Source organism: Aminobacter aganoensis, from assembly GCF_014206975.1.
In the GTDB taxonomy this organism is placed as follows: domain Bacteria; phylum Pseudomonadota; class Alphaproteobacteria; order Rhizobiales; family Rhizobiaceae; genus Aminobacter; species Aminobacter aganoensis.
On record NZ_JACHOU010000005.1, the window covers coordinates 99,446 to 117,381 of the forward strand.

The following is a 17,936-nucleotide window of genomic DNA, read 5'->3' on the forward strand; positions in this document are numbered from 1 at the left end:
CGACTCCATGGGCCGGTATCACCCGGCCTTGTCCAAGTGGATATTCGTTATTCGGCGGCTACCAGGTCGGTGCGGCGCAGATTTGCGTCGATCACGTCCCCGCCTTGCGCTGCCAGCGACGCCATCAGCCGCATGATCACGCACGCCGCGAGCCGTGCAGCCGTGCCGCTGATGTCGAAGATCGGGCAGAGCTCGGTAAGGTCGATCACGCTGACGCTGCCGCGCTTTGCGATCATGTCGGCGATGCGCATCATTTCGCGCGATTCAATGCCGCCGGGTTCGGTGGACGTGACGCCCGGCGCCGCCGACGAATCCATGACGTTGAAATTGAAGCTCAGATACTGCGCGTCGGTGCCGCTCCAGACGCGGTCGATGGAATGCTCGACCAGCGGGAAGATGCCGCCGTCGATCAGGTCGAACATGGTGTCGTATTGCAGTCCTCTCTCCTTCGAGAGGTCGATGTGGTCCTTCGGGTTCATCGCATTGCGCGCGCCCAGATGCGCGACGTTCCTGATGTCGAGATTGGGCAGTTCGGTGATCCGCGCCATGGCGCACGGCGCCAGGTTGCGCTCGCCGGCCCAGCTGTCGGCCATATCGAGCTGGGCGCCGAAATGCATGTAGCCCATCTTCTTTTGCGCGCCGATATGGTCGGACAGCGCGCGCGCAGCGGCGATCGAGATCGAGCGGTCGCCGCCGCAGATGATCGGCGTTAGTCCCGACTTCAGCACTTCGCGGACCGCACGATAGATGCGCTCGTGCGCCACCTCGGGGCTGACCTTCGGCATCGAGACGTCGCCGCAGTCGACGGCCTTGCCATGCAGGTCGACATTGTATTCGAACCAGTATGAGAAGTACTCCTGCGAGACGAGGCGGAACTCGCGCGGACCGTCCTCTGATCCGGGCTTGCCGATGTTGCCTTCGTCGAACGGCACGCCGACGAAGGCGTATTTCGCGCCACAGGCCTTCAGCGCTTCGGCATTCAGCGGCACGTGAGCCGAACGCAGGAACGTGATCAGGCCGGGCGCCCGATAGTTGTCTCCGGCGTCGCCGCCAAGCGGCGAGAACAGATGGGCGTAGGATTTTGCTGGGTTCATGACTGTGTCTCCTCCCTGAGAATTCTTACGGTTGCTTGCCCTGCTGGCGCAGCGTCTGGGCGCGCGAGCCGAGATAGTGGTAGATCATGTTGACCGTCATCTTGGCGCTGATCTGGCTCGAGTCGAAATACGGGCAGAGCTCGACGACATCGAGGATGTCGCAGCCGTGCCGGCCGGCGATGCGCGCAAACTGGATCGCTTCTCGGCCTTTCAGGCCGTAGCATTCCGGCGAGGTCGAGCCGGGCATGCAGCTCATGTCGATCGAGTCCGTGTCCCAGGTGAAGTACAGCGTGTCGGCGTCCTTCTTCACCCGTTCGAAGATCTCGTTGGCGCACACCTCCAGCCCGCGCTCGATCATTTCGGGCATGGTCACGACGCGGATGTCGTTGTCGACGTAGAAGTCCCACCAGTCCTTCGGATTGAGGCCGTTGCGCGATCCCATGTGCGCCATGTTCCTGGCATTGCAGTTGGGCAGGTCGAGCGCCCGCGGCGTGCCGGAGCAGTTGGTGATCAGGTTGCCCGCCCAGTCGGGGCCGGCGTCGAGATGGCTGTCGACATGCAGGTAGCCCATCTTGCCGCTGCCGGTGAAACGCGACAGCGCCTTGGCGCCGGGGATCGGCAGGGAATGGTCGCCGCCGAACAGGATCACCTTGGCGCCGCCTTCGAGGCACTCGGTGACGTAGTCGGTGGTGTATTCCTGCGACTTGACGTTGTTGCCGGGGACCGTCGGAACGTCGCCGCAGTCGACGACCCGGAAGAAGCTGAGCAGGTCGACGTCATATTCGAACATGTAGGGAAAATACTGGGTCGTCGCCTCACGCAGGCCCGAAGCGCCTTGCGAAGCGCCGGCGCGCACGATCTGGCCCTGGTCCCAAGGCACCGCCAGAAAGCAGATCTTGGCGCCCATCTCGCGGATCTTGTGGCGGTCCGGCGGGCAGTAGGGCGCGCCCATGAAGGTGGCGAGCCCCCTGGATTTGAACGAGCCATTGTGCAGTTTCGGCGAATAGATGTGGTCATCCTCGCCGAACTGCTCGGCGGGCCCGCGATGTTGATGTGGCGTGAATTGCCACTTGGCTGTCTCTGATTTTCGATCGAGCATTCTGTTCCTCCCAACAGGTAACTACTGAAGTGTTTGCCGAGCCTGGGCCGCCGGTTGCGGCGGTTCGTCCTCGAGTTCGATGTGGGTAAGTTCCATCTCGCGTCCCGACAGCACCTTGCGTGAAGGCCTCCCGCAGTCGGGGCAACGAAGATTGGAAAGCGAGAGCGGCGACCGCGCTTCGGCGCAGTGCTCGCAGAATATCGTCAGCGGCACCTCCTCGATGTGCAGCTTGGCACCTTCGCACCGCGTGCCGCGCGTCGCCGGGCCGAAGCAGAAGTAGAGCGAGCGAGCGATGCCGCACATGACGCCGAGGCGCACATGCATTCCCGTGACCCGGCCGCGGCCGTTCCTGGACGCGTGATCGCTGGCGAGTTCGATCAGGCTCGAGGCAATCGTGAGCTCATGCATGGCGCAACCTCAGGCGTGCAGCGCGTTGTGGATGATGTCCATCCGTGCCTGCAGGCCGCGCGCGAGATCCTGCAACTGCGTCTGGCGGGCGCGAACGATCCAGTCGAGCCACTCGGTCATCCCGGTGCCGTCGCGGGCCGAAACGACAATGCTCTCGATTGACGGATTGATTTCACGGGCGCGGGCAACACAGGCCTCGATGTCGAAATCGCAATAAGGCGCAAGGTCCGACTTCGAGATCACCAGGAGGTTCGCCGCGGCGAACGCCTCGGGATACTTGACCGGCTTGTCGTCGCCCTCGGTCACCGACAGGATGACCACCTTGTGGGCTTCGCCAAGGTCGAAGCCGGCGGGACAGGCCAGGTTGCCGACATTCTCGATGAACAGGACACCGCCCTGCTCCAGCGACAGCGAGGCAAGCGCGCGCTGGATCATGTCGGCATCGAGGTGACACCCCTTTCCGGTGTTGATCTGCACGGCCTGGGTGTCAGTCGCGCGAATGCGGTCGGCGTCATTCGCCGTTTCCTGGTCGCCCTCGATCACCCAGGTTGGGAAGGCTCCCTTCAAACGCTGCAGCGTTTCGACCAGCAAAGTGGTCTTGCCCGCCCCCGGACTTGCAATCAGGTTGAGCGCAAGCACGCCTTGCGAGCTGAGTTCATCGCGCACGTCGTCCGCGAACATGCCGTTCTTCGCCAGGATCTCCTGCTCGATCTGCACCAGGCGCTTCTGGCTCATCCCCGGAACATGGGTCTTGGCGGCGTCCCTGCCGAAATGCAGGTCGCCGTGGGCCAAGGCCCCTGGCGCATCCTCGTCTGCAAGGTGAACATGTTCGTGGTGATGGCCGTCCGCATGATGGTGATGATGGTGCCCGTCATCGTGGTGGTGCCCGTCGCCATGGTGGTGGTGATGCCCGCCGTCGTGATGGTGGTGGTGATGACCGTGATCGCCGCCCCCCACGCCGGCGTCGCCTTTGCCATCGATGCGAATGTTCTCAGGGCCGCAGCCGCATACCTGGCACATGGCTATCTCCCGCTCTTGGCCGTGGACGTCTTGTTGGCGGACGGGTCGCCGGCATAGTGCAGCAGCCCCCAGACCACCTCCTTGAGGTAGCGCATCGCAGCCGGGATCGGAGCGCCGTGCGGCATGAAGCTGCCGAAGTAGATGCCGTCGATGTTGCGCGAAATGAACGCTGCCATCTCGTCGGGATCCGGGCAGGCAAAGATGCCCACCTCGACGCCGGTGCGGATGCAGTCGGCAAGTACCTTCTTCTCCGACTCGTAGAAATCCTCGACGAAGCTGTCGATGAACTTCGGGCCGGAGTCCCTGGCGCCACCGGCATTGACGAACATGATGCGCACGAGGCTGCGCAGCGTCTCCGACATCTCGACATTGAGGTCGAGATAGGCGCTCAGCAGTTCGGCCGGGCTTTCGTGCCGGGCGACGACCTCTCCGTAGTTGGTCATCAGCCGGTCAAGCGCATGAAGGACGGAAGACTGGTACAGAGAGTCCTTGTTCTTGAAGTAATAATAGATGAGCGAGTGAGCAACGCCCAGCTTCTTGGCGATGAGCGGGATCGTGACACTCTCGTAGTCTTCCTCGGCGAAGCACTCCAGCGCCGCTTCCAGCAACGACTCCGCCCGGACGCCCGGATTGCGATAGAAGCGTGTCTTGGCCCGTTTGACCGATTTCACGCGATCTTCGAGATGAATGAGAGCGGCGGATTCCATCGATGACGTCCTGACCCTGAGCATTGCCGGAGAAGTTCGCAGCGGCGGCGTGCGTTCAACGTCCGAAGCAGGGCGGGATTTGCCGCTTCGGACGGCGAGGCGCTTGCAACGAGGCTGCGCTTTCGACCTTGACGCTACGTAGCTTTGACATTGCTGTCAACACGGTGATTTGAGGATTTTTTCCGACCTGACAGGAATTGGCAGGCACAGGACCTATGCACAAGGCATGTTCGCAGGCAGCACGAAGAATGCATAGATTCTAAATAAACATCTGTAATCATAAAGTAATTTAACAACCCTCCGCTTCGCCAGAAGTTGGGCGGATGCGCGCTCGCACCCTCCACATATGTGCATCCCAGCTAATATTTTTACATTCGTGTCAGGAAAATTGTTTGACACCAAATTCAAACTGCCGCAACGTTACGGCGTGATGGGCAGCGACCCTGCGCGACAAGACAAAGGGCGCGCCGCACATCCGACAATCCGATGGAACCCTGGGGTCGATCAGACAGGAGAACCCCGCTTGCGAGCTTCCCGGTCCTCAACAGAACCAATGCGTCGGGCGAAAGTTTTGCCCGCAGGGGAAGCCGCGGTGATTCCGGACAGCCAGGAGAACACGACGATGCCAGCCCCGGGGGACTGAAGGACGTTCAGGAACCGGGACAGGTGATCATTTAATCTTTGGAGGAGGATGAAATGACTATCGCTTCAGAAAGCCCAGACAACGAAATGCGCCGGGAGTTGAACCGGCGGCTGAACATCATCGCGGATCCCAGCTACATGGACCCGGCACGCACGGATATTTCGGGCCGGGAGCTCGGGATATGGTTCGCCGTAACCGCCACCATCCTGCTTGGCGCGATTGCTATGTGGGTCGGAGGCAACTGATGGCCCCCGCACCAAAATTCACGGGCGCGAGCGCCGCCTTCGGCACGCTTCCCGTGCTCAAGGAAGAACGCGAGCTCGGTTTCCTCGACAATTCATGGATCAACATCGGCCTCGCCATCGCCACATGGGCGTTCCTGCTCGGCGGCAGCACGGCCCTGGTCGTCGGCGCCCGGGACGGGATCTACGCGATCATCATCGGCAACGTGATCGGCGTGTCGATCATGGCCGTCAGCGTCTGCATCTCGACCGGAAAGTTCGGCATCGAGCAGTTCACCTTGATGCGCAGCGTGTTCGGCCCCCTCGGCATCCTGATCCTGGTAGGCTTCTTCCTGGCGATCTACGGCGTCGGCTGGTCGGCGATCCTGTCGATCATGTTCGGCCGCGCGATCAGCGGCGTCATGAACCAGGTCGGCGGCACCAACATCGGTGAAAATGATCTCGGCGTGACCTTTCTGGCCATCCTGGCCATCACCATCTCATGGCTGCTGCTCTGGAAAGGGCCGACGGCCGTCAAATGGCTCAACCGCTTTGTCGGGCCGGGCAAGCTCATCCTCTGCTTCGGCATCCTGTTCCTCATCTTCAGCCACAAGAGTTGGGGCGACATCGCCAATGCCGCTCCGCTTGCGCCATTCGACGATCGGCGGCTCAACTTCATGATCGCGGTCGAATTCAACCTGGCGGCGGGCTTCGGCTGGTGGCCGGTGCTGGGAAACATCTCGCGCTTCACGCGCACGCCCCGCGCAGCCCTTTGGCCCAATCTGATCGGCATCTTCGCCGCGGCCGTGCTCGGCGAACTGGTCGGCTTGTTTGCCGCCCTGAGCCTGGGATCGCATGACCCGACGGCCTGGATGATCCCGCTGGGCGGAGCTTTCGTCGGCGTCACCGCCCTGCTCTTCGTCGGACTGGCCAACATCACCGCCATCGTCAGCATCTTCTACGGCATGTGCCTGGCGATGCGGCAGGCCGGCCGCTACTTCGAAGCCATGCCCTGGGGTTTGCTGACCGGCGCCCTGTTTGTTCCGGTGATCGTCATCGCCTTCTTCCCGGGCCAGATCTACGACAACTTCTTCAAGTTTCTCGCCTGGACCGCGCTCGGATTCGCACCGCTCTCCGGCGTGACGGCGATGGACTATCTGGTCCTGCGGCGAGGCCGCATCAAGCAGTGCGACGTCTTCAACGACGGCGCCGATTCCGACTACGCCTACTGGCGCGGCATCAATCCGGCAGCATTCCTTGCCCTCGCCGGCGGCGGCCTCGTCTACTACGCACTGTTCGACCCCCAGTCCCTCGCCGCGCACGGGCCGTTCATCTGGGTCAGCGCATCGGTCCCCGCCTGCATCGTGGCGGCGATCCTTCACTATGGCCTGACCAGGACAATGGTCATGCCGGCAAGGCGAGGCGGATACGAGTACTGAGCGCGGCAGGTGGCCCGCTCACCGCGGGTCACCTGCTCTACGCACCTGCTTTACGCAACCGCATCACACAGAGCCAGAACACGATCGCTGTGACCAAAGCCAGAGAACCATTCTTGCATAGCGCGATCGGTCGCGAGGTTCGTGCCTTTCGAACGCGACATGGCATGAAGGTAAGTGACCTGGCGGCGGCCACGAACCTGTCGATTGGCATGCTGTCCAAAGTCGAAAATGGGGGAATCTCACCTTCCCTTACGACGCTGCAGGCAATTGCGAACGGCCTGACAATGCCAATTACCTGGTTGGTGAGCCGTTTCGAATCCGAAAGTGCGGCGGTCTTCGTTAAAGCCAGCAGCGACGTTGTCAGACAGCCGCGCACCCCCCTTGGGTCAGGCTGGCGCCGGCGGACTTCGTGTTGAAACCAGCTTGATATCCCTGTCCCATGAGACAGACGTATTTCCGGCAAGGCTTCGCCTTTCTCTACAAGCGGCGAAGCCTGGAACGAAACCGGGTTTGCCAACGACGATTTCGACGCAAAACTGAATGAGGCTCTGTCGATATCCGATGTCGACAAACGTCGCGCTGCCATGCAGCACATGGAACAGATCCTTCAGGAGGCTGGCGTCATCATCCAGCCATACTGGCGGAAGGTCTTTACCCACTTTGTTCCAAAGGTCAAAGATCATCACGCTCATCCGCTCCTCCAGATCCAGCTTGAGAAGGTTTGGCTCGAGTCCTGATGTCTCGACCAGCGCGAGGAGACAGGCGCTGCGACACCCGCCTGTCTCATCACACAAGCGCCCATTGGGTTGGGTATTCAACGCCACCAATTCGCCAACCCCAGACACAAGGGAGTTGCACCGGGGTTGCGACTCGCTCGGTTGGGATGCGCATCCGAAAGAAAAAGCCTGAATCCTTTTGCCAAGGATACACGCGCGCTCCAGTGTACGTCTTGGTGCACACTCGGGCTCGGAGCAGACGAAAATATAGATAAAATCAATATTTAGATTTTGGTGGGCCCGGAGGGACTCGAACCCCCAACCAAGCGGTTATGAGCCGCCGGCTCTAACCATTGAGCTACAGGCCCCACACGCGGGCTGGATAGTCAGTTTTGCGCGCCGGCACAAGCCATCTTCGCGCATCTCGTGCGCCCTGCCGCAATCCACCCATAATCCGCCCCTATTCGACACGGTTGAAGGGCTCAGGACAACGGAGATTATATTATGAATCGCAAATACATGGCGCTCGCTCTTGCAGCGGCACTCGCAGTTCCCGCCGCTGCCGCCCGCGCCGACAACCAGCCGCCGCCGCGCATCATCGTGACGGGCGAAGGCGAAGCCTCGGTCGCGCCCGACCTTGCCCTGCTGTCGCTGTCGGTGATGCGCGAGGCCAAGACCGCGCGCGAGGCACTCGACGCTAACAACGACGCCATGGCCGCCGTCATCGCCGCGATGAAGGCCTCCGGCATCGCCGACCGCGACCTGCAAACCGCCGGCATCCAGATCCAGCCGCGCTACAACTACACCAACAAGCCCGACGGCTCGCAGGAAGCCGAACTCGTCGCCTACCAGGTCACCAACACGCTGTCGGTGCGCATCCGCGACATCGCCAAGACCGGCGAGGTCCTCGACAAGGCGGTATCGCTCGGCGTCAACCAGGGCGGCGGCATCAACTTCACCAACGAGAAGCCCGACACCGTCATCACCGAGGCGCGCAAGCTTGCGGTTGCCGACGCCATCGCCAAGGCCAAGGTGCTGGCCGAGGCCGCCGGCGTCAGCCTCGGCAAGGTGATCGAGATCGCCGACCAGTCCTTCGCGCCGCCGCCGATGCCGCTGCAGCAGGCCAAGTCGTTCGACCGCGCCGCCGCCGGTGCCGTCCCCGTCGAGGCCGGTGAAAACGCCTACCGCGTCCAGGTCAACGTCACCTTCGAACTGAAGAACTGACGCCTTGGGTCCAGGGCTGCCGTCTCGGGGCGGCAGCCTTCGGACAAGCCGGACGCCCGATCGGGCAATGAAAAAACCCCGGAGGCCAGGCCTCCGGGGTTTTGTTTGGAGCCACGCCCTCTCTTGGCGAAAAGGGGCCCCCGCTACTCAGGACCGGGCGGCGCCCGGCCCGGCTGTTACCAGCGAACCACCGGGCAGTTCGGGGCACGGGCGAAGCTGATCGCGACGCGCTCGCCATACTTGCGGCCGCTGACGGTGATGGTGCGGCGGTTGACGTCGACGACGCGGGCGCGGCGCAGGCCCATGCGGTCGGCCTTGTCGAGCGCCCGGTCGGGCGTGCAGCGGCGATCCCAGCGGCCATGGTCGGGGCGATTGCCCCAGCGGCCGTCATTGCGGTTGTCCCAGCGGCCGTCGTTGCGGTTGTCCCAGCGGTTGCCGTCACGATAGCCGTCCTGGACATAGATGCCGACGCGCGGCTCGCCCTGGCCGAGGTTCAGGTAGAGGCCATCTGCCTGCGCCGAAGCGGGAATCGCCGCCAGCGTGCTGAAGCCGATGAGCGCCGAAAGGGCGGCAGTCTTGATCTTGTCGAACATGGTCTTCTCCTTGAACTCCGTGGCGTCAAGCCGTCTGTGCCTGAGCGATGGCTGCAGATTGCCCCACCCAAGCTGAACCGATTTCGAACCGTGCATTCATTTTCGGTTCATCTGGCAAGACACTGATTCCATTGGATAATATGATGCGATCACGCATTCGTGAGTCGCCGCGCGAGCGCGAAATAGCCTGCCGAAATGGTCGGGAATATGGCGAACCGGCGCTTACGGTTCCTCGTCGAGCACATGCTCGAAATAGTCTTCCGGTTCGGCCAGGTCGTCCTCGGAAGCCGTCAGCCTGCCGCGCACCGAAATGCCGGCCTCGTGCACGGTCTCGGCGCTGCCCGAAACCAGATGGTGCCACCAGTAGAGGTCGTGGCCCTCGGCGACGAGGCGATAGGCGCAGGTGCTGGGCAGCCAGGTGATGGTGCGCACGTTGTCAGGCGTCAGCCCGACGCAATCCGGCACGCGCGCGAGGCGGTTGGCATAGTCGGAGCAGCGGCAGGTCGCGCCGTCGAACAGCCGGCAGCCGACGCTGGTCCAGTAGATGTCACCGGTGTCCTCGTCCTCGAGCTTGGACAGGCAGCATTTGCCGCAGCCATCGCACAGCCGCTCCCACTGGGCGGGGCTCATCGCCTCCAGCGGCGTCGTTTTCCAGTAGGGCTCGTCCATGCCCGGCATTTGGCGCGCATCTCCGGCGTCGTCAAGCACGCACGCATTGTATTCATCGCCTGCGCGTTGCATTCATCGCCAGTTCAGCGAAGCCACGATATTGCCTTGTTGCCGTCGGGCAAATGCCCCGAAACGATGCGACTGCCGGGTGGAGCGGAACCATTTCAGGGTTCCATCTGTTTGGGCCGGGACGGGACCAAGAGTTCACTTCGAGGAGATTTCCAACGATGAAACGCCAACCACGGATTCTCGCAGGCACGGCGATCGGCCTGTTCATGGCATCCGCGCCGTTGGGCGCGCTGCCGCTGCCGAATGGCGCGCTGCCGGATTCCGGCGCTGCGCTGCCGCTCATTCGCGTGCAGTCGGACTGCCAGGAAGGCGAATCGGCCGAGGCCTGCGCCGCACGCCAGGGCGGCCAGCAGGCACCGGCGGAAGAGCCGGCCCCTGCCCCCGAACCAGAACCGCAGCCGGCGCCGGAACCCGCGCCGGAACCCGAGCCCGCGCCTCAGCCCGAGCCGGCACCGGAACCGGAGCCCGCTCCGGCGCCCGAGCCCCAGGCCGAGCAGCCAGCCCCCGAACCGGAGCCCGAGCAGCCCGCACCGCAACAGCAGGAGCAGGCGCCGGCCGCCGAACAGCCGGCCCCCGAAGCCGAGCCCGCGCCGGAACCTCAGGCCGAGCAGCCGGCGGAAAAGCCCGCCGAACAGCCTGCCGAGAAGCCCGCCGAGCAGCCAGCGCCGGAACAGCAGGAACAGGCGCCAGCCGCCGAGCAGCCGGCTCCGGAAGCCGAGCCCGCCCCCGAACCTCAGGCCGAGCAGCCGGCTGACAAGCCTGCTGAGAAGCCCGCTGAACAACCCGCCGAGGCAACGCCTGAGCAAGCGCCGGCTCCTGCGCCTGCCCCGGAAACGACGGCACCCGCCGGAGAGGCCCCAGCCCAGGGCGAGACGCCTGCCGCCGAACAGCCCAAGGCCGAGCAGCCGGCAACCGGCGAACAGCCCGCGACCGGCGAGCAACCCGCTGCCGGCGAGCAACCCACTACCGGCGAGCAGCCGCAGCAGCCCGCGACCGGCGAACAGCCGGCCCAGCAGGGCGAGGCGCCCGTCAACCCGAACGAGGCCCCGATCCTCGACAGCCAGAAGGAAACAGCGCCTGCACCTGCCGGTGGCCAGCAGCCGGCTGCCGAGGGCCAGCCCGCCCAACCTGCGCCGGAAGGCCAGCCTGTGCCCGAAGGCCAGGCCGGCGGACAGACGGCCCAGCCGCAGCCGGTGCCGGTCGATCCGGGCCCGCCGCCGGCCGACGACAAGGCTGCCGCCGAACAGGCCCAGCCGGTCGAGATCCAGGCGATCACCGCCGAGCAGGGCACCCGCCTCGAGCGCGCACCCGAAATCGACCTGCGCCGCAGGCCGCGCCCCGAGGGTACCGAGGTCCTGCGCGAGATCGGCGACCGGGTGATCATCCAGATCAACAACCAGGTCATCGTCGAGAGCAACGAGCGCCCGCGCATGACGCGCAACGCCCAGGAGGTCTACTACGAGGAACTGCCGCGCGGCCGCACCCGCGAGGTCATCGTCCGCGAGAACGGCAACCAGATCATCACCATCCGCAACCGCTACGGCGACATCGTGCAGCGCTCGCGCATCACGCCCGACGGCCAGGAATATGTACTGAGCTATGTCGACGACCAGTATTACGGCGAGATGGACGAGTGGCGCGATCCGGGCCTCGACCTGCCCCCGCTCCAGCTTCACATCCCGCGCAACGAATACATCCTCGATGCCCAGTATGTCGAAGATGAAGATGCCTACTACGAGTTCCTCGAGCAGCCGCCGGTCGAGCGCGTCAAGCGCCTCTACTCGGTCGACGAGGTCAAGCGTTCGGCCCGCGTGCGCGACATCGCCCGCCGTGTCGACCTCGACACGCTGAACTTCGAGTTCGGCTCGGCTTCGATCAACGAAGCCGAAGTCGCCAAGCTCGAGGGCGTCGCCAACGCGATGGACAAGCTGCTCAAGAAGAACCCGGCCGAAACCTTCCTCATCGAAGGCCACACCGATGCCGTCGGCTCCGACGTCGCCAACCTGGCGCTGTCGGACCGCCGCGCCGAGGCGGTGGCGGACGCGCTCTCCAACGTCTTCGGCATCCCGCCGGAAAACCTGTCGACGCAAGGCTACGGCGAGCGCTACCTGAAGGTGAAGACCGACGCGCGCGAGCGTGAGAACCGCCGCGTCGCCATCCGCCGCATCACGCCGCTGGTGGCCCCCATCGCCAGCGCCAAATAGGCACTGGCAGCATCTTTGAAGGCCCGGTCCGCACCTCGCGGGCCGGGCCTTTTTGCTGCGTTCCAGCGGCCAGATTGCCGCCGGCGCGGCCTGTCCCGGCCCGCTTCCGGCCATCCTGTCGCCCGGTCACAATCACGCGATGACCCGGCTTTCGCCATTGATTCGCTGGATTTTGATGCCACTTTGAGGGCGACGTGGTTCCCTGCCCCGTCCCATCTCCGGCATTCTAGGAGATCAAGGCCCGGCCGAAATTCCCCCTCCAGCGGCCGGGCCTTGTTTTATCCCAAAACCTGTTGCATTCGTCGGCACCTTCGCAATCTGCAATCGCAAATTCCCCAAACGCAAAATTTCGGACGTCTCATGAAACGCCTCGAACACGCCGTCGAATCCATCATTCTCGCCTCGCGCTGGCTGCTCGTGGTGTTCTACCTCGGCCTCGCCGTCGCACTCGGCGTCTACGCCCTGTCCTTCACGAGGAAGCTCTACGAGTTCGTCATGAAGGTGATGGTGCTGGATGACACCGACACCATCCTGAAGGTGCTCGGCCTGATCGACGCCGCGCTCGTCGCCTCGCTGGTGGTGATGGTCATCATTTCCGGCTACGAGAATTTCGTCAGCCGCTTCGACAACCACGATGGCGAGGTCCACTGGCTCGGCACCATCGACATCAGCTCGCTCAAGATCAAGGTCGCCTCGACCATCGTCGCGATCTCGTCGATCCACCTGCTGCAGGTCTTCCTCAACAACCAGCAATACACTTCCGACCAGTTGATGTGGCTGACGATCATCCACCTCACCTTCGTGCTGTCGGCGCTGCTGCTGGCCTATATCGACCGCCTCACCGGCCTGTCCAAGGGCTCCAAGAAGTCGGCCGAGGCGGACGGCCCCAGCCTCTGAGCCGACGCCGGGCATCGCACCGGCGCGGATTCATCTTGTCAGTCGCGCCGGCCAACCCGCTGGATTGATTCAGTCTTCGGCCACCCGGCCGAAGCGCTGCCCACCCTCCATTGTCGAACTCGAACCATCGCCGGGAGGCCACTATGCGCATTCTGGGATATGTCCTGGCCGGCGCGGGCTTGCTCGTCTGCGCGGTCACCTTCGGCTTGTGGGTCTGGCTCAACAGCTTCGCCTGCGGCATGATTCCGACCGGCTGCAAAGGCTTCCGGCTGCGCTGGGAAGACAGCGAGGCGCTGGCCTATTTCATTCCGCCGTTCATCCTCGGCTGCGTCATCGCGGTGGCGGGTGCGGCGACGATCGCCGTGAACCGGAAACGCGCCCGGAAAACCTAGGGCGGACAGCCGTCTCTCCCGCCAGCCGTCGCTTGTCGGCCGGCCCCATTTCTGGTCTTGTGGGACGGTTCGCCTCCTGGGATAGCCTCAGCGTGCTCGCAGCCTATATCGACGAGATCATCATGGCCTGCGCCGCTGTCTGGATGACGGCCGTCGGCTTCGGCTACATCGCCTTTCCCGTCCCGCCCCAGCAAGCGTGGCTGGACAATCTCGTGAAGCACTTCAAGTGGATGGGTCCGCTGTTGATGCTCATCGCAATCGTGCTCGGCGCCCTATCTCCCCAATGATCGCGCATGTCGCAGCGGAGACCGCGCCTGATCGATGAGTCGACCGCCTCGAGGCACCAAAGGAACCTTCCGCCGCCCTCCATGTTGTCCCTGCAGCAGACAGGAGACAATCGATGCCGAACAACTATGAAACCGGCGCACGAAAGCCCGTCGAACGAAAGGGCCCGGACCCCGGCGATGCCTTCTCGCAGCAGGCTGCCGAGAACAGGCACCCGGCCGATCGCTACGGCAACACCGAGCCCGTCGACGAAACCAACGAAAAGGCGCGTCACTCGGACGGCCAGAACGCACCGGGCCGCCGCGCGCGCGTTCCTGAAAAACCAGGCGGCAGCGAACAGCCGGGCTACAGGATGAAGCGGGCACGCTTCTGGCAGTCCTGACGCCGCCAGATCCAACCGCCATCCCCGTCGACCGGATCGCTTTCCGCGTTCAGGCGTTGTTGCTTCGTTGAAAGGAGCAATCGCCATGAACGTCGCCAACCTGCAACTCGAGGGCCTGATCATGGCCATCGCAGCGATCAACCACGTCCTTGTCCGCAAGGGCGTTCTGACGGTTGAAGAAATCGACATCGCCTTGCGCAAGGCCGAAGCCAGCGAGACAGCCGAAGATCGATCCGAGGGCATGTCGTCGTCCAACCGCGACGCCATCAACTTCCCGATCAGGGTGCTGGAGCTTGCCAACCAATGCCAGCCGGAAGCGGACATTCCGTCATTCTCCAGGCTGGCCCGGATGATCGGGCAGATGAAGGAACCGTACAACGATCAGCGGTGAGGCGCGCGATGAAGGACGTCAAGTCGATCGACTGGACCGAAGCAGCCACGTTCTACGAGAGCCGGCTGGGTCCGGGGATGCTGTTCGATCACCTGTCGCAGGCCGTGCGGCACGCGGTCAACGTCCCGCTGCGCCGCCAGCACGACACCGCAAGGATCGTCACGCAGTCGGGGTCGCAGTACGGCTGGCAAGAGATCAACGTTCTTCACCATCGTCTGCGGGCCAGCAACGGCAGCGAATGAGTTGTCGTCGTCTTGCCGTTTGAAGTTGACCCAGATCAAGTTCGCCCCCTCCACCCGGCACTATAGTTGGCTCGACAATTCGCAAGGAGATGAAATGTCGAACACACCGCACACTCTGGGTGAAGAATTCCCCGGCAAGTTGGATGCCATCCACGCCCTGAAAGCTCGGGACACGGGTTTCGCCCGCATCCTCGAAGAATATGACGATGTGAACGAGCAGATCCACAAGGCCGAAACCCACATCGAGCCCGTGAGCCAGGAACACGAGGCGACGCTGCGAAAGCGCCGGCTGATGCTCAAGGACGCGATCGCGGGCGCGGTCACGGCAGGCTGATCGACCGAACACCCGCAGCAGCCGGCGGTGAAACCGGCGCTGCGGGACCGATGAAAACGACGATGATCCAAGCAGTGGAGGTAGATTTGTACACGCATATCCTCATAACCACCGACGGTTCCGAACTCGCGCAGAAGGGTGTCGACCACGGGCTGACACTGGCCAGGAACCTTGGCAGCAAGGTCACGGTCATCACGGTGACCGAGCCCTATCCATTGAACAGCCCGGCCACGATGGCATCATGGAGCGATGCCCAGCAAAAGCATGCCGACGCGGCCCTGAACCTCGCTCAGGCGGCAGCGTCAAAGGCCGGCGTCACCGTCGATCCCGTCCAGGCATTCGGCGAGTCACCCGCCGAAGCGATCGTCGAGACTGCCGCGGAACGTGGCTGCAACCTCATCGTCATGGCCTCCCACGGACGCCGCGGCGTCAGCCGGCTGCTGCTCGGCAGCCAGACCGCCGAGGTCGTCCATTATTCCAAGGTGCCGGTGCTCGTCGTGAGATAGGCAGCCTGCCGAACTGCTCTGCTCCGGAGGCGCCGAAAGGCGCCTCTTTGCGTTTGGGCCCGTCCTGCGCCCAAACGCCTCCGGCGAGGATTGCCGATCACAATGATCGCCCATAGGTGCATGCAAGAAATTTTCATCAATCCAAGATTGTATAGAATATGGATTGATTTTTCAAAAATTCTGTAGAATTTAATTAGAAAATGACAAGATTCGAAGAAATTTAACACCTGAGATAACAGTAGATCGAAGGCAATTGTGCTTCTGCAATCTCAAGAAATTTGAATGACGACTTTTCGAGGCAATTCATGAAACTATCGGGATCTGCGTTCAGCGCCTCAGTATCGATTGCGGCACTTGTGCTGGGCATCGATGCGGCACAGGCCGGCCAAAGCACGATCGAGTTTGAAATTTGCACCGTGCGCGAATGTGAATCATGGTCGGATGCCTACGTCGATGAGGGTTTCGACGACGCATATTGGGGGACCGGCGCGGCTGGCGCAGTCAGTCAATCCCGTTCGGACGACAGCGACAACGCTTACGACAAATGGGGCGTGATTTACGGCGCATCGACGATCGACTACCACATCAACAGCGTCGTCGCTTATGATTCTGAATTCAACGGGCTGAAGGCCTGGCGGCAAACCCAGTCTTACATCGGGGTGCCGGGACTTCCCACCAACTCGGTTCGCTGGTTCGACAGCTTCACCAACGACACCGGCGCCACGATTACCGCCAACATCGTCTTCGGCGGCACTCTCGTTGCCGGCGACGACATGTACGTTCACGCCGCGGAATCGGGTTACGTGGTGACCGGCCAGTTTCAGCCTGGCAACGAGTCCCTGACTGCGGTCATCGCCCATCTCTACGGCAACAACGACTACGCCCTCAGCCAGGTCATAACCAATTTCGAGAACCACGACGACAACCTCTACATCGTCTTCCCGGTGACGGTCGCTGACGGCCAGACCGTGTCGTTCATGAACGTCAACATGCTTTTCGGCGAGATAGGGCGCAATATCGACCACGATGGCGCGCTCTATGCCGCCGACGTGGCACGTGCCATCCAGCAGTCGGAACTGTTCATCAACAGCCCGATATTTGCCGGCCTGACCGCCGCCCAGGTCCAGAGCCTGCTCAACTGGACCGTCAAGGACACCGGCCTCGTCGCCGCTGGCGGCCCCGTCGCACTGTCCCAGCGCCTGCACGAGGCCTACGACCTCATGCTTGCCCGCGGCACCGGTGCGACCGGCGGCCAGGCCACGGCCCAGCTCGCCACCGGCGCCCTGCAATATGCCGAGGAAAGCACGGCCGGCTCGGACGGAGCCGCGGCCCTTGCCCGCTCGATCGGCGATGCCGGCGGCAATGTTGCGCTCGCCGGCTTCGACGGCAGCCGCAGCTTCCTCTTCGGCGGCTACACCACCGGCTCGCAGGACTTCACTGCCGGACAGCTCGACTTCTCCGGCTATGTCACCGGCCTCGGCGTCGAGCACGCCATCTCGCCCGAAGTGCTCGTCGGCCTCGCCGGCGGCTATGCCAGCGGCAACGGCGACATCGACGGCGTCTATGCCAATATCGAAAACCGCCAGTTCACCGCCTCGCCCTATATCCGCTGGCAGGCGCCGACCGGCACCGTCTTCGACGCCCGGCTTGCCGCCTCGACCGAGCGCTGGGAATATGCCCGCACCGCGGGTGCAACCACGGCTTCTGCCGAGATCGACGGCTACAGCCTGGGGGCGCATCTGCGCGCCTCGCATGACATCGAGCTGGACGTGGCCAGGGTCACGCCCTTCGCCAGCCTGGCCTACCTGCGCACCCACGTTGATTCCTACACCGAGACCGGTGCCGGCGCGGGCAACCTCATCGTCCAGGCCTATGATGTCGATCGCCTCGAAGCTCTCGCCGGCATCGGCGCATCCCGCAGCTGGCAACTCGAATCCGGCACATCCCTGCGCGGTTTCGGCAGCGTCGGCATCGGCGGCGCCTTCTTCGGCAACGACGAGACGGTGTCGACCCGCTACACCACCGCGGCGACCGCCTTCCTCAGCCAGGTAGAGACCGGCGAAGGCACCTTCGGCCGCGTCGAGGCCGGCCTTGCCGCCGATTTCACCAACCGGCTCAGCCTGACCTCGAGCTACGCCGGTTCGTTCGGTGCCGAACGCGACCAGCACACCTTCAACCTCGGCCTCTCCGGCAAGCTCTGACCTGAGCTGCCCTTGAAAACGCCAGAGGCGCCGAAAGGCGCCTCTTTGCATTTGGGCAGGACGCCTGCACCCCAAGCCGATGACGGGCACCCGGACGGACGGGAGCATGGCAAAACACTGCGCCAGGCGTTCGTCAAAAAGGCCCATTCATCGTGCATTCAAGATGTCGTGGCCAAAGTCGCGGTCTTCCAACGATTCGA

At 63.3% G+C, this 17,936-nt stretch carries 22 protein-coding genes and 1 tRNA gene; 14 read left to right on the plus strand and 9 right to left on the minus strand.

Features of this window, described 5'->3' with window-relative positions:
* Positions 1-47: 47 nt before the first annotated feature.
* The 5 genes from GGR00_RS12930 to GGR00_RS12950 are packed head-to-tail and all read right to left on the minus strand — an operon-like array spanning position 48 to position 4,328.
* The gene (locus GGR00_RS12930; protein WP_055970154.1) at positions 48-1,094 is read right to left on the minus strand and encodes an arginase family protein; all 1,047 of its coding nucleotides are present in this window, start codon (positions 1,092-1,094) and stop codon (positions 48-50) included.
* A gap of 25 nt (positions 1,095-1,119) precedes the next feature.
* Positions 1,120-2,193 (minus strand): agmatinase family protein, encoded by a 1,074-nt coding sequence (locus GGR00_RS12935; RefSeq protein ID WP_055970157.1) that lies wholly within the window; start codon positions 2,191-2,193, stop codon positions 1,120-1,122.
* Positions 2,194-2,214: 21 nt separating this feature from the next.
* On the minus strand, positions 2,215-2,601 hold the full coding sequence (gene hypA / locus GGR00_RS12940) for a hydrogenase maturation nickel metallochaperone HypA (protein ID WP_055970160.1): 387 nt from the start codon (positions 2,599-2,601) through the stop codon (positions 2,215-2,217).
* Positions 2,602-2,610: 9 nt separating this feature from the next.
* The gene (gene hypB, locus GGR00_RS12945; protein ID WP_055970163.1) at positions 2,611-3,621 is read right to left on the minus strand and encodes a hydrogenase nickel incorporation protein HypB; all 1,011 of its coding nucleotides are present in this window, start codon (positions 3,619-3,621) and stop codon (positions 2,611-2,613) included.
* 2 nt (positions 3,622-3,623) lie between these two features.
* Positions 3,624-4,328, minus strand: a complete 705-nt coding sequence (locus GGR00_RS12950; RefSeq protein WP_055970166.1) for a TetR/AcrR family transcriptional regulator — start codon at positions 4,326-4,328, stop codon at positions 3,624-3,626.
* 696 nt (positions 4,329-5,024) lie between these two features.
* Here GGR00_RS12950 and GGR00_RS12955 point away from each other — a divergent pair.
* From GGR00_RS12955 to GGR00_RS28670, 3 genes are all read left to right on the plus strand, one after another.
* On the plus strand, positions 5,025-5,216 hold the full coding sequence (locus GGR00_RS12955) for a hypothetical protein (RefSeq protein ID WP_156381070.1): 192 nt from the start codon (positions 5,025-5,027) through the stop codon (positions 5,214-5,216).
* Positions 5,216-6,631 (plus strand): purine-cytosine permease family protein, encoded by a 1,416-nt coding sequence (locus GGR00_RS12960; protein ID WP_184699634.1) that lies wholly within the window; start codon positions 5,216-5,218, stop codon positions 6,629-6,631. Before GGR00_RS12955 ends, GGR00_RS12960 begins: the two co-directional genes overlap by 1 nt.
* Positions 6,632-6,720: 89 nt before the next feature.
* On the plus strand, positions 6,721-7,047 hold the full coding sequence (locus GGR00_RS28670) for a helix-turn-helix domain-containing protein (RefSeq protein ID WP_377863710.1): 327 nt from the start codon (positions 6,721-6,723) through the stop codon (positions 7,045-7,047).
* On the opposite strand, the gene GGR00_RS12970 is transcribed toward GGR00_RS28670, so the two are convergent.
* Both GGR00_RS12970 and GGR00_RS12975 read right to left on the minus strand, forming a co-directional pair.
* On the minus strand, positions 7,018-7,323 hold the full coding sequence (locus GGR00_RS12970; protein WP_184699636.1) for a hypothetical protein: 306 nt from the start codon (positions 7,321-7,323) through the stop codon (positions 7,018-7,020). The two genes, GGR00_RS28670 and GGR00_RS12970, sit on opposite strands and share 30 nt — an antisense overlap.
* A gap of 316 nt (positions 7,324-7,639) precedes the next feature.
* Positions 7,640-7,715, minus strand: a tRNA-Ile gene (locus GGR00_RS12975).
* 136 nt (positions 7,716-7,851) lie between these two features.
* On the opposite strand from GGR00_RS12975, the gene GGR00_RS12980 reads away from it, so the two are divergent.
* Positions 7,852-8,571 (plus strand): SIMPL domain-containing protein, encoded by a 720-nt coding sequence (locus GGR00_RS12980; RefSeq protein ID WP_055970215.1) that lies wholly within the window; start codon positions 7,852-7,854, stop codon positions 8,569-8,571.
* A gap of 176 nt (positions 8,572-8,747) precedes the next feature.
* Here the strand turns inward: GGR00_RS12980 and GGR00_RS12985 are convergent, their stop codons facing one another.
* A complete protein-coding gene (locus tag GGR00_RS12985) occupies positions 8,748-9,164 on the minus strand; it encodes a hypothetical protein (protein WP_055970627.1) in 417 nt (138 codons plus the stop codon).
* 222 nt (positions 9,165-9,386) lie between these two features.
* Positions 9,387-9,833, minus strand: a complete 447-nt coding sequence (locus GGR00_RS12990) for a YcgN family cysteine cluster protein (protein ID WP_055970628.1) — start codon at positions 9,831-9,833, stop codon at positions 9,387-9,389.
* A gap of 227 nt (positions 9,834-10,060) precedes the next feature.
* Between GGR00_RS12990 and GGR00_RS12995 the strand changes: the two genes are divergently transcribed.
* The 10 genes from GGR00_RS12995 (at position 10,061) to GGR00_RS13040 (ending at position 17,736) form a co-directional block, all read left to right on the plus strand.
* A complete protein-coding gene (locus GGR00_RS12995) occupies positions 10,061-12,106 on the plus strand; it encodes an OmpA family protein (RefSeq protein WP_184699637.1) in 2,046 nt (681 codons plus the stop codon).
* A gap of 360 nt (positions 12,107-12,466) precedes the next feature.
* The gene (locus tag GGR00_RS13000) at positions 12,467-13,003 is read left to right on the plus strand and encodes a TIGR00645 family protein (protein ID WP_055970222.1); all 537 of its coding nucleotides are present in this window, start codon (positions 12,467-12,469) and stop codon (positions 13,001-13,003) included.
* A 143-nt stretch (positions 13,004-13,146) separates the two neighbouring features.
* Complete coding sequence (locus GGR00_RS13005; protein WP_184699638.1) at positions 13,147-13,395, plus strand: hypothetical protein; 249 nt, start codon at positions 13,147-13,149, stop codon at positions 13,393-13,395.
* Positions 13,396-13,487: 92 nt separating this feature from the next.
* A complete protein-coding gene (locus tag GGR00_RS13010; RefSeq protein WP_055970629.1) occupies positions 13,488-13,682 on the plus strand; it encodes a hypothetical protein in 195 nt (64 codons plus the stop codon).
* Between the two features lie 113 nt (positions 13,683-13,795).
* A complete protein-coding gene (locus GGR00_RS13015; RefSeq protein ID WP_055970233.1) occupies positions 13,796-14,062 on the plus strand; it encodes a hypothetical protein in 267 nt (88 codons plus the stop codon).
* A gap of 85 nt (positions 14,063-14,147) precedes the next feature.
* The gene (locus GGR00_RS13020) at positions 14,148-14,453 is read left to right on the plus strand and encodes a hypothetical protein (RefSeq protein WP_055970235.1); all 306 of its coding nucleotides are present in this window, start codon (positions 14,148-14,150) and stop codon (positions 14,451-14,453) included.
* An 8-nt stretch (positions 14,454-14,461) separates the two neighbouring features.
* Positions 14,462-14,695, plus strand: coding sequence for a hypothetical protein (locus tag GGR00_RS13025; protein ID WP_184699639.1), 234 nt, complete (start codon positions 14,462-14,464; stop codon positions 14,693-14,695).
* 94 nt (positions 14,696-14,789) lie between these two features.
* Positions 14,790-15,029: an HP1242/YdcH family protein gene (locus GGR00_RS13030; protein WP_055970241.1), complete on the plus strand. Its 240-nt coding sequence runs from the start codon at positions 14,790-14,792 to the stop codon at positions 15,027-15,029.
* An 86-nt stretch (positions 15,030-15,115) separates the two neighbouring features.
* Positions 15,116-15,535, plus strand: a complete 420-nt coding sequence (locus GGR00_RS13035; RefSeq protein ID WP_055970245.1) for a universal stress protein — start codon at positions 15,116-15,118, stop codon at positions 15,533-15,535.
* Positions 15,536-15,840: 305 nt separating this feature from the next.
* Complete coding sequence (locus tag GGR00_RS13040) at positions 15,841-17,736, plus strand: autotransporter outer membrane beta-barrel domain-containing protein (protein ID WP_184699640.1); 1,896 nt, start codon at positions 15,841-15,843, stop codon at positions 17,734-17,736.
* Positions 17,737-17,936: the final 200 nt, after the last annotated feature.

What these genes read in the sequence shown, in the direction of transcription:
- GGR00_RS12930 (WP_055970154.1), bottom strand. Translation starts at nt 1,094, where the DNA reads ATGAACCCAGCAAAATCCTACGCCCATCTGTTCTCGCCGCTTGGCGGC.
- GGR00_RS12935 (WP_055970157.1), bottom strand. Translation starts at nt 2,193, where the DNA reads ATGCTCGATCGAAAATCAGAGACAGCCAAGTGGCAATTCACGCCACAT.
- hypA (WP_055970160.1), bottom strand. Translation starts at nt 2,601, where the DNA reads ATGCATGAGCTCACGATTGCCTCGAGCCTGATCGAACTCGCCAGCGAT.
- hypB (WP_055970163.1), bottom strand. Translation starts at nt 3,621, where the DNA reads ATGTGCCAGGTATGCGGCTGCGGCCCTGAGAACATTCGCATCGATGGC.
- GGR00_RS12950 (WP_055970166.1), bottom strand. Translation starts at nt 4,328, where the DNA reads ATGGAATCCGCCGCTCTCATTCATCTCGAAGATCGCGTGAAATCGGTC.
- GGR00_RS12955 (WP_156381070.1), top strand. Translation starts at nt 5,025, where the DNA reads ATGACTATCGCTTCAGAAAGCCCAGACAACGAAATGCGCCGGGAGTTG.
- GGR00_RS12960 (WP_184699634.1), top strand. Translation starts at nt 5,216, where the DNA reads ATGGCCCCCGCACCAAAATTCACGGGCGCGAGCGCCGCCTTCGGCACG.
- GGR00_RS12970 (WP_184699636.1), bottom strand. Translation starts at nt 7,323, where the DNA reads ATGAGCGTGATGATCTTTGACCTTTGGAACAAAGTGGGTAAAGACCTT.
- GGR00_RS12980 (WP_055970215.1), top strand. Translation starts at nt 7,852, where the DNA reads ATGAATCGCAAATACATGGCGCTCGCTCTTGCAGCGGCACTCGCAGTT.
- GGR00_RS12985 (WP_055970627.1), bottom strand. Translation starts at nt 9,164, where the DNA reads ATGTTCGACAAGATCAAGACTGCCGCCCTTTCGGCGCTCATCGGCTTC.
- GGR00_RS12990 (WP_055970628.1), bottom strand. Translation starts at nt 9,833, where the DNA reads ATGGACGAGCCCTACTGGAAAACGACGCCGCTGGAGGCGATGAGCCCC.
- GGR00_RS12995 (WP_184699637.1), top strand. Translation starts at nt 10,061, where the DNA reads ATGAAACGCCAACCACGGATTCTCGCAGGCACGGCGATCGGCCTGTTC.
- GGR00_RS13000 (WP_055970222.1), top strand. Translation starts at nt 12,467, where the DNA reads ATGAAACGCCTCGAACACGCCGTCGAATCCATCATTCTCGCCTCGCGC.
- GGR00_RS13005 (WP_184699638.1), top strand. Translation starts at nt 13,147, where the DNA reads ATGCGCATTCTGGGATATGTCCTGGCCGGCGCGGGCTTGCTCGTCTGC.
- GGR00_RS13015 (WP_055970233.1), top strand. Translation starts at nt 13,796, where the DNA reads ATGCCGAACAACTATGAAACCGGCGCACGAAAGCCCGTCGAACGAAAG.
- GGR00_RS13020 (WP_055970235.1), top strand. Translation starts at nt 14,148, where the DNA reads ATGAACGTCGCCAACCTGCAACTCGAGGGCCTGATCATGGCCATCGCA.
- GGR00_RS13025 (WP_184699639.1), top strand. Translation starts at nt 14,462, where the DNA reads ATGAAGGACGTCAAGTCGATCGACTGGACCGAAGCAGCCACGTTCTAC.
- GGR00_RS13030 (WP_055970241.1), top strand. Translation starts at nt 14,790, where the DNA reads ATGTCGAACACACCGCACACTCTGGGTGAAGAATTCCCCGGCAAGTTG.
- GGR00_RS13040 (WP_184699640.1), top strand. Translation starts at nt 15,841, where the DNA reads ATGAAACTATCGGGATCTGCGTTCAGCGCCTCAGTATCGATTGCGGCA.